Annotated in this window: 16 protein-coding genes; 11 read left to right on the forward strand and 5 right to left on the reverse strand. The window is 65.6% G+C overall.

Translation table 11 applies throughout. From position 1 onward, the window contains the following. The 5 genes from L6D89_RS00005 to L6D89_RS00025 form a co-directional block, all read left to right on the forward strand. On the forward strand, window positions 1-851 hold an 851-nt coding region (locus tag L6D89_RS00005), incomplete at its 5' end, for a hypothetical protein (protein ID WP_236198365.1). Window positions 852-1161: 310 nt separating this feature from the next. After that, on the forward strand, window positions 1162-2067 hold the full coding sequence (locus tag L6D89_RS00010; protein WP_236198366.1) for a DMT family transporter: 906 nt from the start codon (window positions 1162-1164) through the stop codon (window positions 2065-2067). Window positions 2068-2105: 38 nt separating this feature from the next. Beyond that, window positions 2106-3206, forward strand: a complete 1101-nt coding sequence (locus tag L6D89_RS00015; protein WP_236198367.1) for a PLP-dependent cysteine synthase family protein — start codon at window positions 2106-2108, stop codon at window positions 3204-3206. 17 nt (window positions 3207-3223) lie between these two features. After that, window positions 3224-3913, forward strand: a complete 690-nt coding sequence (locus tag L6D89_RS00020; protein ID WP_236198368.1) for an aspartate/glutamate racemase family protein — start codon at window positions 3224-3226, stop codon at window positions 3911-3913. A 13-nt stretch (window positions 3914-3926) separates the two neighbouring features. Then, a complete protein-coding gene (locus L6D89_RS00025; protein ID WP_236174715.1) occupies window positions 3927-4178 on the forward strand; it encodes a hypothetical protein in 252 nt (83 codons plus the stop codon). 160 nt (window positions 4179-4338) lie between these two features. On the opposite strand, the gene L6D89_RS00030 is transcribed toward L6D89_RS00025, so the two are convergent. Further along, entirely contained in the window at window positions 4339-5007 is a 669-nt protein-coding gene (locus L6D89_RS00030) for a COG3650 family protein (protein ID WP_236174714.1), read from the reverse strand. A gap of 75 nt (window positions 5008-5082) precedes the next feature. Here L6D89_RS00030 and L6D89_RS00035 point away from each other — a divergent pair, with 75 nt between their 5' ends. Then, window positions 5083-5481, forward strand: a complete 399-nt coding sequence (locus L6D89_RS00035) for a DUF488 domain-containing protein (protein ID WP_236198369.1) — start codon at window positions 5083-5085, stop codon at window positions 5479-5481. A 281-nt stretch (window positions 5482-5762) separates the two neighbouring features. Here L6D89_RS00035 and L6D89_RS00040 read toward each other — a convergent pair whose 3' ends face one another. Next, window positions 5763-6362 (reverse strand): short chain dehydrogenase, encoded by a 600-nt coding sequence (locus L6D89_RS00040; protein WP_236198370.1) that lies wholly within the window; start codon window positions 6360-6362, stop codon window positions 5763-5765. A gap of 96 nt (window positions 6363-6458) precedes the next feature. On the opposite strand from L6D89_RS00040, the gene L6D89_RS00045 reads away from it, so the two are divergent. From L6D89_RS00045 to L6D89_RS00055, 3 genes are all read left to right on the forward strand, one after another. Beyond that, the gene (locus L6D89_RS00045; RefSeq protein ID WP_236198371.1) at window positions 6459-7388 is read left to right on the forward strand and encodes a LysR family transcriptional regulator; all 930 of its coding nucleotides are present in this window, start codon (window positions 6459-6461) and stop codon (window positions 7386-7388) included. Window positions 7389-7502: 114 nt separating this feature from the next. Next, window positions 7503-7967 carry an outer membrane lipoprotein gene (locus tag L6D89_RS00050; protein ID WP_236174710.1) on the forward strand — a complete coding sequence of 155 codons (465 nt, stop codon included), beginning with the start codon at window positions 7503-7505 and terminating at the stop codon, window positions 7965-7967. A 14-nt stretch (window positions 7968-7981) separates the two neighbouring features. After that, entirely contained in the window at window positions 7982-8440 is a 459-nt protein-coding gene (locus L6D89_RS00055) for a sn-glycerol-3-phosphate transporter (protein ID WP_236198372.1), read from the forward strand. A 76-nt stretch (window positions 8441-8516) separates the two neighbouring features. On the opposite strand, the gene L6D89_RS00060 is transcribed toward L6D89_RS00055, so the two are convergent. The 3 genes from L6D89_RS00060 to L6D89_RS00070 all read right to left on the reverse strand — a co-directional run bounded on the left by L6D89_RS00060 (window position 8517) and on the right by L6D89_RS00070 (window position 12051). Continuing rightward, on the reverse strand, window positions 8517-9839 hold the full coding sequence (locus tag L6D89_RS00060; protein ID WP_236198373.1) for an aspartate aminotransferase family protein: 1323 nt from the start codon (window positions 9837-9839) through the stop codon (window positions 8517-8519). Next, complete coding sequence (locus L6D89_RS00065) at window positions 9836-10924, reverse strand: phosphotransferase (protein WP_236198374.1); 1089 nt, start codon at window positions 10922-10924, stop codon at window positions 9836-9838. The genes L6D89_RS00060 and L6D89_RS00065 overlap by 4 nt, the downstream gene beginning before the upstream one ends. Before the next feature lie 98 nt (window positions 10925-11022). After that, window positions 11023-12051 carry an ABC transporter substrate-binding protein gene (locus L6D89_RS00070; RefSeq protein WP_045209894.1) on the reverse strand — a complete coding sequence of 343 codons (1029 nt, stop codon included), beginning with the start codon at window positions 12049-12051 and terminating at the stop codon, window positions 11023-11025. 332 nt (window positions 12052-12383) lie between these two features. Between L6D89_RS00070 and L6D89_RS00075 the strand changes: the two genes are divergently transcribed. Then, a complete protein-coding gene (locus tag L6D89_RS00075; RefSeq protein WP_045209895.1) occupies window positions 12384-13118 on the forward strand; it encodes an SDR family NAD(P)-dependent oxidoreductase in 735 nt (244 codons plus the stop codon). A gap of 72 nt (window positions 13119-13190) precedes the next feature. Next, a complete protein-coding gene (locus L6D89_RS00080) occupies window positions 13191-13877 on the forward strand; it encodes a GntR family transcriptional regulator (RefSeq protein ID WP_236198375.1) in 687 nt (228 codons plus the stop codon). The last annotated feature ends 19 nt before the right edge of the window (window positions 13878-13896 follow it).

A 13896-nucleotide genomic window follows, 5' to 3' on the forward strand; every position in this document is an offset into this window, starting at 1 on the left:
TCGACAACCTGGGCGTCAGCCATACCATTCTTGCCAGTGGTAAAGACTGTCGCGGCAGGATCACCGTTGCAGCCGACCCTGGAGATGATCCGGGGACCATTGTCAGGGGCGGAATCAGCCGCGCGCGTGTAGGGGAATTCCTGTGCGACTACTCCATCGCCTCCCACTACTGGGCTTGGTATGGGGAGTCGGGCGAGGCGGAAGTTCTGCGCTTTACCGCCCGCGCGGTGGGCACCGTTACGCGCACGGCCTCCGTGACAGGGGGCGGCGCTGACATGGTGTTCATATCGTCCAAGCAGGAAAGCTACGACTACACCTATGAAATCTCTGGCGGCGGCGTTTCTTTGTCGGTGTCCGCTAGTTCCCAGCTATCCAGCGACGCTACAGCTTATGGCGAGAACGGCGAGCGCACAGTGGACAGCGGCACGATGCGCACGACGTTCGGCCAAACGGAGGTGCAGAGCCAGGCCGGCAGCAGCGATACACCTGGCGGCATTGACGAGATTGGTTATTTCAGAGCGCCAGAAGACGACGCTATCCCCGCCTTGATTCCGGCCATGTATGCCTACCCCTCAGGGGGCTTTCGCAGCGTCCACCCTCTGCTGACCTTCGCGGGGGTTTCCAACCTCGCGGTTGAAGTCCTGCTGCGATACCCGGAGAACGTCACGACCGTCTTTGTCCCGGAGCTGCGGTACTACTCCTCGGCACTGACGCCGAGCGGGGTTCACGGCGAGCCATTCAGCTACACAACATCCGAGGGCCAGAGCGCAGGGCTTGACCTGGCGAGCTTCAACCCAGTAACGCATCAGGTTCTGCGCCATCTCGATCAGCCGACCTTCGGGTGGGTGTGAGGCGGCGGTGCCAATTGTCGCGCAAACATCGGGCGGCCTCAGCGGCGGAAGGCGGTGCCAAGCATCGCGCAAGGCAGTGCCAAAAGCGGCGCGCGCTTACACAAAGCCAAAGTCAGGGAAAGGCGGGCTCTTCGTAGGAGCGAGCTTGCTCGCGAACCGCCCTAGCGCCGGAGCCGCCGGTGAGTTTGTTCGCGAGCAAGCTCGCTCCTGCAGTTCGAATCCAGCCCATACAGTTTCCCCACGATTCTGTACCTGTCGGTCCTGACCGGGCGCCTCCTATACTCCGGAGACCTTTTGACTGGAGCGTCCCGTGCAGCAATCCCGGCCGTTCGCCCTCGCGTGCCTGGTGCTGGCCATGGCGCTCTGGGGCAGTTCCTTCATCGCGCTGAAATTCGCCTTCCAGGAAATGCCCGCCATGTGGGTGATCTTCGCCCGGATGGCGCTCGGCAGCCTGATCTTCCTCGCCGCCTGGCACTGGCGCGGGCGCATCGACTACCGACCCGGTGACTGGAAGTGGCTGCTCGCACTGGCCGCCTGCGAGCCGTGCCTGTACTTCATCTTCGAGTCCCTGGCGCTGCAGCAGACCAGCGCCGCGCAAGCCGGGATGATCACCGCGCTGTTGCCCTTGCTGGTGGCCGTCGGCGCGTTCTTCCTGCTGCATGAGAAGATCGCCCGCAACACCTGGCTGGGCTTTGCCCTGGCAGTGCTCGGCTCGCTCTGGCTGACCCTGGCCAGTGAGCCGGACCGCCACGCGCCCAACCCATTGCTGGGCAATTTCTACGAGCTGCTGGCGATGCTTTGCGCCACCGGCTACACCCTGTTGCTCAAGCACCTGTCGGCGCGCTATTCGCCGTTCATCCTCACCGCGATGCAGGCGTTCATCGGTTCGGCGTTCTTTCTGCCACTTGCCTTGGCAACGTCCGGAATGCCGGCGGCGCCCGGGCCGACCGGCTGGTTCGCCCTGGTCTACCTGGGCAGCGTGGTCACCGTAGGCGCCTACGGCCTGTACAACTTCGGCGTCAGCCGCCTGCCGGCGAGCCAGGCGACCGGTTTCATCAACCTGATCCCGGTGTTCACCCTGATCTTCGCCGCGCTGTTGCTCGGCGAGGTGCTCAGCGGCCAGCAGGCGCTGGCCGCCGGCCTGGTGTTTGCCGGTGTCGCCCTCAGCCAGTGGCGCAGCGCGCCGCCCACGTCGCCCGCCGGTGTGCTGGACTGAACTCATTGAATCGCTTGCCCTGCCAGGAGAACGACACGATGGCCGCCCAGGAACGCAGCTGGACCCGCGAGGCGATCCGCATCATCGAAGCGGATTTCCAGCGCAGCGCCGATACCCACTTGATCCCATTGGACCTGCCCGGCCTGCCGGGCGTGGAGCTGTACTTCAAGGATGAGTCGAGTCACCCCACCGGTAGCCTCAAGCACCGCCTGGCGCGCTCGCTGTTCCTCTATGCGCTGTGCAACGGCTGGCTGCGGCCGGGCGCTCCGGTGATCGAGGCCTCCAGCGGCTCGACGGCCATCTCCGAGGCCTATTTCGCCCGCTTGCTGGGCTTGCCATTCATTGCCGTGGTGCCGGCCAGCACCTCGAAGGAGAAGATCGCGCAGATCGCCTTCTACGGCGGCCAGAGTCATCTGGTGGACGACCCCACGCAGATCTACGCCGAGTCCGACCGCCTGGCGAAGGAAACCGGCGGCCACTTCATGGACCAGTTCACCTACGCCGAGCGCGCGACCGACTGGCGGGCGAACAACAACATCGCCGAGTCGATCTTCCAGCAGATGCGCCACGAGCGTTTCCCCGAGCCAGCTTGGCTGGTCTCCAGCCCCGGCACCGGCGGCACGCTGGCCACGCTGGGCCGCTTCGCCCGCTATCGTCGCCACGAAACCCGCGTGCTCTGCGCCGACGCCGAGCGCTCGGTGTTCTTCGACTCCTACCGCACCGGCGATCGCGAGCTGACCCTGAGCTATGGCTCGCGCATCGAAGGCATCGGCCGCCCGCGCGTCGAGGCGTCCTTCCTGCCCAACGTGCTGGATGCCTGCTGCAAGGTGCCGGACGACCTGTCGCTGGCGGCCATGCACTACCTCGCCCGACGCCTGGGCCGGCATGTCGGCGGCTCCAGCGGCACCAACCTGATCGGCGCACTGCTGGTCGCGCGGCAAATGGTGGCGCGGCGTGAGAGCGGCTCGGTGGTGGCGATCCTCTGCGACAGTGGCGAGCGCTACGAGACCACCTACTACAACCCGCTGTGGCTGATTTCCCAGGGCTTCGACCTCGATCCGCTGATCGAGGCGGTACGCCAGTGCGCCGAACACGGCGCCGCGTTGCCCGGCGATCTGCCCTGCATCGGACTGGACTGATTCATCGGGAGCGAAGCATGAAGACCATCGGCCTGATCGGCGGCATGAGCTGGGAATCGACCATTCCCTACTACCGGCAGATCAACGAACGCATCAAGGAAAAACTCGGCGGCCTGCACTCGGCGAAGATCGCGTTGTACAGCGTGGACTTCCACGAGATCGAGCGTCTGCAGCACGCCGGTGACTGGCCGGCTGCCGGCCGTCTACTGGCTGATGCGGCGCGTTCGCTGCAGGCGGCTGGCGCGGACTATCTGGTGCTCTGTACCAACACCATGCACAAGGTCGCACCAGCCATCGAGGCGGCGGTGGATATCCCGCTGCTGCACATTGCCGACCCGACCGCCGAGGCGATCCGCGCGGCCGGCATTGCCACGGTCGGCCTGCTGGGCACGCGCTTCACCATGGAGCAGGCGTTCTACAAGGATCGCCTGGTGGAGACGTTCGGGCTGACGGTGCTGACGCCTGACGAAGCCGATCGCCAGGTGGTGCACCGGATCATCTACGAGGAGCTGTGCCTGGGGCAGATTCGCGAAGCATCGCGGCAGGAGTACCGGCGCATCATCGCCGCGCTGGTGGAGCAGGGAGCCGAGGCGGTGATCCTCGGCTGCACGGAGATTTCCTTGCTGGTTGGCCCGGTGGACGCTTCGGTGGAGCTGTTCGATACCACTGCGCTGCATGCCCTGCGCGCGGCCGACGCGGCTATCTGAGGAGGACGCAAGCATGAGCTTCATCAGCCTGAAGGTGCGCGCAGCGTTCATCATGCATGGCTACGACGAGCAGAACCGCGAGGTGATCGAGCAGGTCTCCGACCCGGACTTCGTCGAGAAACTGGTGCGCGTCGAGCGCATCCAGTCGATCAGCGAAAAGTACGTGCTGGTGACCGCCAGCGATGGCCGGCTGGCCTATTGGGAGTACGCCGGGGAGTTTGCCGCGCTGAAGGCGCGACTGGTCGCGGCGGGGCTCCTCGTTTGAGGTTGCCGGCGGATAACCTGTTCCAGGTTATGCGCCCTACGGTGCCGAAATTACCGGGGGTGTAGGAGCGGACTTTGTCCGCGATGGCATCCGGCGCGATGCGGACCGATCGCGGACGGAGTCCGCTCCTACGTTGTCGGAAAAACTTGTGCGGGGTCGATCAATCCCCGCTGGAACCGCCCGGATAGGCGCAGCCGCGCATGACCTTGTCGTCCAGGCGCAGCTCGGCGGACAGGTTGCTCAGGGCACCGCTCATGCTGTCCTGGCAGCGCGTCGGAGCGACCCACAGTTCGACCTTCTCGCCGTTGGCTTCGCTGGAGTAGCTGGTACTGCCGTCGGGCACGCCTTCGGCGATGTAGGGCAGGACCAGGGGCTCCTTGCCGGGCTGCTCGATCAGCATGCCCTGGCCATTCACCAGCACGCTCCAGCCCGGCTCGTTGCCGTGGGCGCGGACCACCGCGCGCTTGAAGTTCGGGTCGTCACAGCCGGCGCCTTCGTTCTGCAGGCGATAGACCTTGGCCACTTCCAGCTTGCCGTCGGTGCCCTGGGCGCTGCTACCGCTGAAGCTGCCGCGCAGGTCGGCGTACAGCGAGGTGGCGCCGTCGTTGAACATCTCCAGCGCGTCGCGGGGCAGACCGGTGTTGCCGCTGTCCTCGATGCTGAAGCGGCGCTGCTCGGTGCAACTGCGGAACACCAGCTTGCCGTCCAGCCGGCTCAGTTCGCCCTGCAGGCGGGTGGAGGCGTTAAGATCGGTCTTGTTCGGCGTCCACACCTGGCAGGCGGCGAACAGGGGTAGCAGGCTGAACAGAATGAAACGGCTGGATCGCATGGAACGGGCTCCTCGAAAGTGCGCCCACGTTACCCAGCGCGGCCGGTCAGCTCAAGCCGACGAGGAGGATTTCGGATGATTCGTTGCAAGCGCGCCTATGATCCAGCGGCACAGGAAGACGGTCAGCGGGTGCTGGTGGACCGCCTGTGGCCGCGCGGCATTCGCAAGGAAGACCTGCACATGGCGCAGTGGGCCAAGGAGGCGTCGCCGTCCAACGAACTGCGCCAGCGCTTCCATCACGACCCGAGCCAGTTCGAGGACTTCCGCAGGGCCTACCACGGCGAGTTGAACGCTCACCCGGAACACTGGATGGGGCTGCTGGACCTGGCGCGCAAGGGCACGCTGACGCTGCTCTATGCGGCCAGGGACGAGGAGCACAACAACGCGCAGGTGTTGGCGGAGTTTCTCGAAGACGAACTGGAGAAGCAGGGCGAGGGGAGTTCGCCGGCCTGTTATGCCGGCAAGACCGAGTAGAGGCGGTCCTTGCTCGCGAACCCAGGTGAACGGCAGACGCCACGGCATCAATCCGACAGCCAGGACCGTAGGATGGGTGGAGCGAAGCGATACCCATCGACAATGTCTGCCGATGCATTGATGGGCACCGCTTCGCTCCACACCATCCTGCGCGAAGCCGTTAGAAACGCAGCTTTGTAGGGCGCATAACGCGCCAGCGTTATCCGCCTCTGGTATTCACGGCGGATAACCTGTTCCAGGTTATGCGCCCTACGAAGTTGCTCGCGAGTCGTGCAGGGCGGTTACCAGATCTTGTACACCTGCCCGCTCTGCTTGCCTTCCACGCTGCGGGCGAAACCCAGGGCGGCATCGGCGGCCGGCACCGGCTTGAAGCCGCGGAAGAACGGCGCGTAGCCCTCCATCGATTCCACCAGCACGTTCGGGCTCACCGCGTTGATCCGCTGGCCACGGGGCAGCTCCAGGGCGGCGCTGCGCACGAAGCCTTCCACCGCGCCGTTGACCAGGCTGGCCGAACTGCCCAGCACGATGGGCTGTTCACTGAGGATGCCGGTGGTCAGGGTGAAGGAAGCGCCGTCGTTGGCGTACTGGCTGCCGATCAGCACCAGGTTCACCTGGCCCATCAGCTTGTCCTTCAGGCCGACGGCCATTTCCGCCTCGCCCATTTCTGCCAGCGCACCGAAGTGCACCTTGCCGGCGGCGCTGATCAGCGCGTCGAAGCCGCCAGTCTGTTCGAACAATGCGCGGATCGAGGCGCTGTCGGTGATATCCACGTGCAGGTCGCCACTGTTGCGACCGACACGGATGATCTCGTGGCGCGGGCCCAGTTCGTTGGCGACGGCTTTACCGAGGGTGCCGCTGGCACCGATCAGGATGATTTTCATGAGGCTCTCCACGGAGTGGTTTGGCTGAAGGTGAATTCAGTCTAGAGTGAGTTCCTGTTGTGATAATCCGCCTAATCGATAACCTTTGGTTTTCATATGGAAACAATCGCCAGCGACCTGGCAGACCTGTCCGCCTTTGCCGTGCTGCTTGAATGCGGCAGCTTCACCCGCGCCGCAGAGAAGCTCGGTTGCAGCAAGGGCCAGTTGTCCAAGCGCATTTCCACGCTGGAGCAGGCGCTGGGCGCGACCCTGGTGCACCGCACCACCAGGCGCCTGTCGTTGACGGCGGCGGGCGCCGCACTGTTGCCCGAAGCCCAGGCGCTCAATGCCCAGGCCGCCAGGGCGCGGCAGGCGGTGCTGGCGTTGCAGGAGGAGGCGCAAGGCAAGGTCCGGTTGAGCGTGCCGGTGTCGCTGGGCGAGACATTCTTCGATGCCTGGCTGATGGAGTTTTCCCGCCAGTACCCGGACATCCGCCTTGAGCTGGACCTGTCCAACGAGCGCCGTGACCTGGTGGCCGACGGCTTCGACCTGGCGATCCGCTCCGGCAGCCTGGCGGTGGACGAACGCCTGGTGGCGCGCCCGCTGTTCGCCCTGCAGGAGTTGACCTGCGCCACGCCGGACTATCTCGCCAGGCACGGAGTGCCGGAGGCTCCGGCGGACCTGGCCGGGCATTCCTGCCTGCAGAACACCCACTACCAGGACAGCGACGTGTGGCTTTACCAGCGCCACCACGAGCTGTTTCGCGTGACGGTGGGTGGGCTGCTGGCGAGCAACCACTACACCTTGTTGAAGAAGGCGGCACTGGCCGGAGCAGGAGTCAGCCGACTGCCTTCCTACATGATTCAGCAGGAATTGGCTGAAGGCAGTCTCGTCTGGTTGCTACGTGACTACCAGACCCGGACCCAGCCGGTCTTCCTCATCCACCCCTACCAGAGCCGCTTGCCGCGCCGCACGCAGCTGCTGGCGGATTACCTGCTGCGCTGGTTCGAGCGCAGCCGGATGCAGTTGGTCGCCCTGGAAGGCTGACAGAGGTTTCGTTCAGCTTCGTTCAGCCATGGTTCAGAAAGGGTTCAGGGGGAGTTCAGGGACCGCTCGTTAGGCTTTCTCCATCACTTTCGAGAGCCTTCCGAGGACACCACCATGAACCGTCCCACTCTGCTGCTGACCGCTCTGTTCACCAGCGCCGCCCTGCTGAGCGGCTGCGCTTCCGACCTGTCGGGTTCTTCCTATTCGCGTGCCGATGCCCGCGCCGTGCAGAACGTGCGCATGGGCACCATCGAGTCCCTGCGCCCGGTTCAGATCGAAGGAACCAAGACGCCCATCGGCACCCTGGCGGGCGCCGCGGTTGGCGGTATCGCCGGCAGCTCCATCGGCGGCGGCCGCGGCAAGGCCATCACCACCATTCTCGGCGGCGTCGCTGGCGGTGCGGCAGGTTCGGCGGTGGAAGAAGGCATCACCCGCACCCAGGGCGTCGAGATCGTGGTTCGCGAGGACGACGGCGGCACCCGTGCCTATGTGCAGGCGGTGGAGGCGAACCAGACGTTCCGCATCGGTGATCGCGTCCGCATCATGACGGTCAACGGCGCCAGCCGCGTCACCATATGAACGGAGGACGCCGCATGCGCCGCCTGCTGATCGCCGCACTGGTTCTGCTCGGCTGTGGCTCCGCCATGGCTGACGACGGAGGCTTCTGGTACCTGCAGACCAGCGTCTACACGACCCACTGGACCAACGACCCGGAGCACAACAACCACCAGGAACTGATCGGCCTGGAGCGCAACCGCACCGATGGCGTGGTCTGGGGCGGCGCGACCTTCAAGAACTCGTTCAGCCAGCGTTCCAACTATGTCTATGCCGGCAAGCGCTTAGACTGGGAAGGTACGCCGTTCTACGCCAAGGTCACCGGCGGCGCGCTGCAGGGTTATCGCGGCGACTACCGCGACAAGATTCCGCTGAACCGCTACGGCGTCGCGCCAGCGATCATCCCGTCGGTGGGCGCACATCTGGGGCCGGTCGGTACCGAGTTCGTGGTGCTGGGCGGCTCCGCGGCGATGGTCAACGTCGGCGTGCGCTTCTAGGTTTTCCTGAAGCGAAACGGCGCGGGCCGCAGTGCGAAATCACTGCGGCCCGCGCCGTTTCTGTTTGAAGGGGACGTCAGACGGTGACGTCCTTCAGCGCCTTGTCCAGGCAGTCGATGAACAGCTCGGCGTGTTCCTGCTCGAAGGCCAGCAGCGGGCGGATCTTCAGGATGTTCTCCAGGGGACCGGCCGCGCTGATCAGCACACCGCGCTCGCGCATGGCATTGACCACCTGGCGGGTCTGGTTGGCGGCCGGCGTTTTTGCCGCGCGATCCGTCACCAGTTCGACGCCGAGGAACAGCCCCGCGCCGCGCACGTCGCCGATCAGCTCATGGCGCTCGGCGAGCTGGCGGATGCCCTGCAGCATGAATGCGCCGATGCGCTGCGAACGCTCCTGAAGCTGCTCATCGCGGATCACGTCGAGCACCGCCTGGGCCGCCGCGCAGGACACCGGGTTGCCGCCGAAGGTGTTGAAGTAGCGCACCTCGCGGCCGAAGCTCTCGAGGATTTCCGGGCGCACCACCACGCCGGCGATGGGCTGGCCGTTACCCATGGGCTTGCCAAGGGTGACCAGGTCCGGCTGCACGCCGTGGCGCTGGAAGCCCCACATGGCGTCGCCGGTACGGGCGAAACCGCTCTGCACTTCGTCGGCTATGTAGAGCAGGCCTTCGTCCTGGGCGACCTTCACGGCTTCGGCGAGGAATCCAGCCGGATCGGCGAGCACACCGTCGCTGGCGAAGATGCCATCGAACAGCAGCGCGGCGGGCTTGATGCCGTGGGCGCGCAGATCGGCGATGGCGGCGCGCACGTCATCGGCGAACAGCTTGCCAACGTTCTCGGCACCCAGCCGATAAGCGTCCGGCGCACGCACGGTGCGGGCGTGGGCGGGCAGGGTGATGCCGGCGCCGAGGGACGGCGACAGCTCGGAAATGGTCCCGGTGACGCCGTGGTAGGCGAAGCGGGTGATGATCACCCCGGTGCCACCGGTGTACTGGCGGGCGATGCGCAGGGCGAGGTCGTTGGCCTCGCTGCCGGTGCAGGTGAACATCACCTGGTCCAGGCCTTCGGGGAAGGTGGCGAGCAGGTCCTCGGCGTAGTCGAGAATGCCTTCCTGCAGGTAGCGGGTATGGGTGTTGAGCACAGCCGCCTGGCTGGCGATAGCCTGCACCACGCGCGGGTGGCAGTGGCCGATGGAGGCGACGTTGTTGTAGGCGTCGAGGTAACGCTTGCCCTGGTTGTCGTAGAGCCACACGCCTTCGCCGCGCACGGTGTGCAGCGGGCGCTCGTAGAACAGCCGGTAGGCCGGGCCGAGCAGGCGCGCGCGGCGCTCGATCAGGCGGCGCTCCTGTTCGCTCAGGCGCTCGGCGTCGGCGGCGCTGAATCCGTTGGGCATGGTCATGGGCGGGGCTCCTGTTGATTCGCGCGGGGGTGGTTGCAGGCGGCGGCTATCTGCTCCTGCGCCTGTTCCCGGCTCAGGCGGGCCAGGCCTTGCACGGCCTGCCAGGCGTGGCGGGTGTTACGCAGGATGTAGTCGCGGTTCTCGGGATGCAGGCTGGCGCGCCAGGCGGTGATGCTCAGGGTCATGATCAGGCGCGTGGCGATCAGGTCGGCGAGGATTTCCTGTTCCTCGGCCAGCAGCGGGCAGCGGCGATGGTAGGCGGCGATCATCTCGCAGGCGGTGGCCAGCGGTGCGTCCGGCTCGCCCACCTGGTAGGCGGCGGCGACACCCAGGTCGTTGATCAGCGGTGCGTGAACCATGTCGCCGAAGTCGAGGATGTTGCGTACCCGGTCCGGATGCTCGGCATCGACGATGACGTTGTGCGGGTTCAGGTCGTTGTGGATCACCTGGGCACGCAGCGTGGCCTGGCGGGGCAGGGCATGGCACTCGAAATTGTCGAGGAAACGCTCGACCAGGGCGCGCTGATCGCGGTCTTCGATATAGGTCAGCAGGTTGCGCAGGCGCGAGGCGTGCTTGAGGTCCCAGAGCAGTTCGTGGTCGGCGGTGGCCGGGTGTTCGAAGTCCTTCAGCGCCAGGCCCAGACGCGCCAGGTCATCGCCGAGGTTCTCGCGCAGGGCGCGGCTGCGTTGCGGTACGCGGTGCAGCGGGACGCCGTCGACGAAGGAGAACAGCCGGGCAATCATCGGCTGGCCGTCGACGCTGATGGAAATCTGGTGTTCGCCGTTCAGCGCAGGATAGACACGCTGCACCGCCAGGGTCGGGTCCCGGGCCTCGACACGCAGCAGGGCGCGGGTCTGGAAGTCCACCACCTGTGGGTCTTCCAGCGGGTGGGAGAGCTTCAGCAGGCGGTCGTCGCCATGGCCGTGGGCGATGTGGAAGTTCAGGTCGCGTTCGCCGGCGAGGCGGTTCAGTGTGCCGCGCTGGCCGAAGTATTCGTCGGCGATGGCAGCGGCCTGGGCGTCGCTCACCTGGGCGGGGGCCGCTTCCAGCAGGTGATCGTGGACGGGAGCGGTATTCAGGGGCACGGGTACATCTCCAGCAGGTTCAGCGGTCGTTCGGGTATTGCAGCGGCCGGGCGGGGTGGCGCGCCTGCCCGGCGCGGGGCCGGGCAGGCGCCATCCACTTACTTGCTTGCCCAGGCGTTGAAGCGGGTTTCCAGTTCCTCGCCGTGGTCGATCCAGAACTCGGTGTCCATGGCGCGCGCGTTCTCCAGGTTCTGCGGCGCAGTGGGGAGCTTCGGCGCGATGGCGGCGTCGATCAGCGGGATGGTGTTCTTGTTGGTCGGGCCGTAGGGAATGTTCTCGGCAAAGACCTTCTGGTGCTCAGGCTTGTTGGCCAGGGCGATGAACTGCTCGGCCAGTTCCTTCTTCGGGCTGCCCTTGACGATGGCCCAGTGGTCCAGGTCGTAGATGCTGCCGTTCCACTGGATGGCGAAGTCGCGGCCTTCCTTCTGTGCGGTGGCGACGCGGCCGTTGTAGGCCGAGGTCATCACCACGTCGCCGGCGGCCAGCCATTGCAGCGGTTGCGCACCGGCTTCCCACCACTGGATGTAGGGCTTGATCTCGTCGAGCTTCTTGAACGCCCGGTCCACGCCTTCCTTGGTGGCCAGCACCTTGTACAGGTCGGCCTGTTTCACGCCGTCGGCTTCCAGGGCGAATTCCAGGGTGAACTTGGCGCCACGGCGCAGGCCGCGCTTGCCCGGGTACTTCTTCACGTCCCAGAAGTCGGCCCAGCCGGTGGGCGCGCTGGCGAGCTTCTTGGCGTCGTAGGTGAGCACCGTGGACCAGATGAAGATGCCCACGCCGCAATCGCTCACGGCGGCGTCGAGGAAGTCGGCCTGCTTGCCGAGCTTGCTCCAGTCAAGCTGTTCGAACAGGCCCTCGCTGCAGCCGCGCATCAGTTCCGGGGATTCCACTTCGACCACGTCCCAGCTGGTCTTGCCGGTGTCGGCCATGACCTTGATCTTGGCCATCTCGCCGTTGTACTCGGCGCCCTGCACAGTGACCTTGGCCTGCTGTTCGAAGGGTTTGTAGAAGGCCTTTTCCTGGGCCACCTTGTTGTCGCCACCGAAGGACACCACGGTGAGTGTCTCGGCGTGGAGCTGGGCGGCGCCGCCGGCCAGCATCATCAGTGCTATGGCTTTCTTGAACATGCGTTGACTCCTGAGCGGGCCAATCCGGCCCATTTATAAGAGGGCAGCTTCAAGAGTGGGGCGCTGCGCCGGACCAAGCTGGAAGGCCGGCTGGCATTGCCCTCGGACATCAGGGAGAGGAACGGGCGGAACTGGTGCGGTTGATCATGGGAAGTTGCTCCGTTTCTTGTTGTTGTTCGGATAGCTCGTTGTAGGACCAAGCTGGACCGATTAAAACATCTTCCAAAACATGATGCATCATGTTTTTATTGACGCCATCGCTTCACGGATGTTCACAGATCGCGCGCCCCGATGGGGCGCAGATAGCGGCTCAGACTTGAGAGGGAAGCACCATGAACCAGACCCGCACCCTGCTGCTCACCGGCGCCAGCCGTGGCATCGGCCATGCCACGGTGAAGCACTTCAACGCCGCCGGCTGGCGCGTGTTCACCGCCTCGCGGCAGGACTGGAGCGCCGAATGCCCCTGGGCCGAAGGGCTGATCAACCATATCCACCTGGACCTGGAAGACATCGACAGTGTGCAGGCCAGCCTGCCGATGATCCGCGAGAAACTCGGCGGTTCGCTGCACGCGCTGGTGAACAATGCCGGCATCTCGCCCAAGGGCCCGGAAGGCGAGCGCCTGGGTGTGCTGGGCAGCGACTACGGCACCTGGCTGAAGGTGTTCAACGTCAACCTGTTTTCCACGGCGCTGCTGGCGCGCGGCCTGTTCGACGAGCTGAAGGCGGCCAAGGGATCGGTGATCAACGTCACCTCCATCGCCGGCTCCCGCGTGCATCCGTTCGCCGGTGCCGCCTACGCCTGCTCGAAAGCTGCGCTGGCCGCGCTGACCCGCGAGATGGCCCACGATTTCGGTCCGCACGGCGTGCGCGTCAACGCCATCGCGCCGGGGGAGATCGACACGGCCATCCTGTCGTCGGGCACCGAACTGATCGTCGAACGCGACATCCCGATGCATCGCCTGGGCAAGCCGGAGGAGGTTGCCTCGCTGATCCACTTCCTCTGCACCAGCGGGGCGTCCTACGTGAATGGCGCGGAAATCCACGTCAACGGCGGGCAGCATGTGTGAAACCGGCTGGCATTCGGCGCAATCAGCGACCATCATGCGCGCCCGAATGCCGCAGCACGCGATGAGACAGCCATGAACTACCCGATCGAAGGGCTCAATCATTCCTACCTGGGCAGCGGCGTTTACGCGCTGCTGCGTGAGGCGCTGATCACCGGCCGCTTCAAGCCGGACGATCGCCTGCGCATCCGTGACCTGGCCCAGCAACTGGGCACCAGCGTTACCCCGGTGCGCGATGCGATCCTGCAACTGGCCAAGGAGCAGGCGCTGGTGCTGAAGACGCCGCGGGACATCCGCGTGCCGCTGCTCACCCTCGAGCAGTACCTGGAGATCCGCAGCATCCGCGTGGCGCTCGAAGGCCTTGCTGCCGAAACCGCCGCCGCGCGCGCCAGCGACGGGCAGCTGGACGAGCTGGAAGCGAACATCCGCGAGAACCTCGAGGCGATCCATGCCGACGACCTGGTGCTGGCGCTCAAGCTCAACCAGGCCTTCCACTTCGCCCTCGCCGACATCGCCGGCATGCCGCTGCTGCGCGCCTTCCTCGACAGCCTGTGGATGCGCACCGGCCCGCTGATCGCCCAGGCCTACGCCGACTTCAACGAGCGCATGGCCATAGAGCACCACTGGGATGTCCTGCGCGCCCTGCGCGAACGCAACGGCGCGGCCGCCCGCGAGGCGATCCACGCCGACCTGCTGGACGGCAGCGAGAAGATGCTGGAGTTCATCGCGCAGAGCGAAGCGCCAGAGCAGGAAGCGGGCTGACTGACTTTATTGCAGGAGC

This window comes from Pseudomonas pseudonitroreducens (genome assembly GCF_021603645.1).
Lineage (GTDB): Bacteria > Pseudomonadota > Gammaproteobacteria > Pseudomonadales > Pseudomonadaceae > Pseudomonas > Pseudomonas pseudonitroreducens.

Coding starts and splice junctions, on each gene's coding strand:
- L6D89_RS00040 (WP_236198370.1), bottom strand. CDS start 6,362: ATGAAAATCATCCTGATCGGTGCCAGCGGCACCCTCGGTAAAGCCGTC.
- L6D89_RS00055 (WP_236198372.1), top strand. CDS start 7,982: ATGCGCCGCCTGCTGATCGCCGCACTGGTTCTGCTCGGCTGTGGCTCC.
- L6D89_RS00015 (WP_236198367.1), top strand. CDS start 2,106: ATGGCCGCCCAGGAACGCAGCTGGACCCGCGAGGCGATCCGCATCATC.
- L6D89_RS00030 (WP_236174714.1), bottom strand. CDS start 5,007: ATGCGATCCAGCCGTTTCATTCTGTTCAGCCTGCTACCCCTGTTCGCC.
- L6D89_RS00070 (WP_045209894.1), bottom strand. CDS start 12,051: ATGTTCAAGAAAGCCATAGCACTGATGATGCTGGCCGGCGGCGCCGCC.
- L6D89_RS00025 (WP_236174715.1), top strand. CDS start 3,927: ATGAGCTTCATCAGCCTGAAGGTGCGCGCAGCGTTCATCATGCATGGC.
- L6D89_RS00045 (WP_236198371.1), top strand. CDS start 6,459: ATGGAAACAATCGCCAGCGACCTGGCAGACCTGTCCGCCTTTGCCGTG.
- L6D89_RS00060 (WP_236198373.1), bottom strand. CDS start 9,839: ATGACCATGCCCAACGGATTCAGCGCCGCCGACGCCGAGCGCCTGAGC.
- L6D89_RS00080 (WP_236198375.1), top strand. CDS start 13,191: ATGAACTACCCGATCGAAGGGCTCAATCATTCCTACCTGGGCAGCGGC.
- L6D89_RS00020 (WP_236198368.1), top strand. CDS start 3,224: ATGAAGACCATCGGCCTGATCGGCGGCATGAGCTGGGAATCGACCATT.
- L6D89_RS00050 (WP_236174710.1), top strand. CDS start 7,503: ATGAACCGTCCCACTCTGCTGCTGACCGCTCTGTTCACCAGCGCCGCC.
- L6D89_RS00035 (WP_236198369.1), top strand. CDS start 5,083: ATGATTCGTTGCAAGCGCGCCTATGATCCAGCGGCACAGGAAGACGGT.
- L6D89_RS00075 (WP_045209895.1), top strand. CDS start 12,384: ATGAACCAGACCCGCACCCTGCTGCTCACCGGCGCCAGCCGTGGCATC.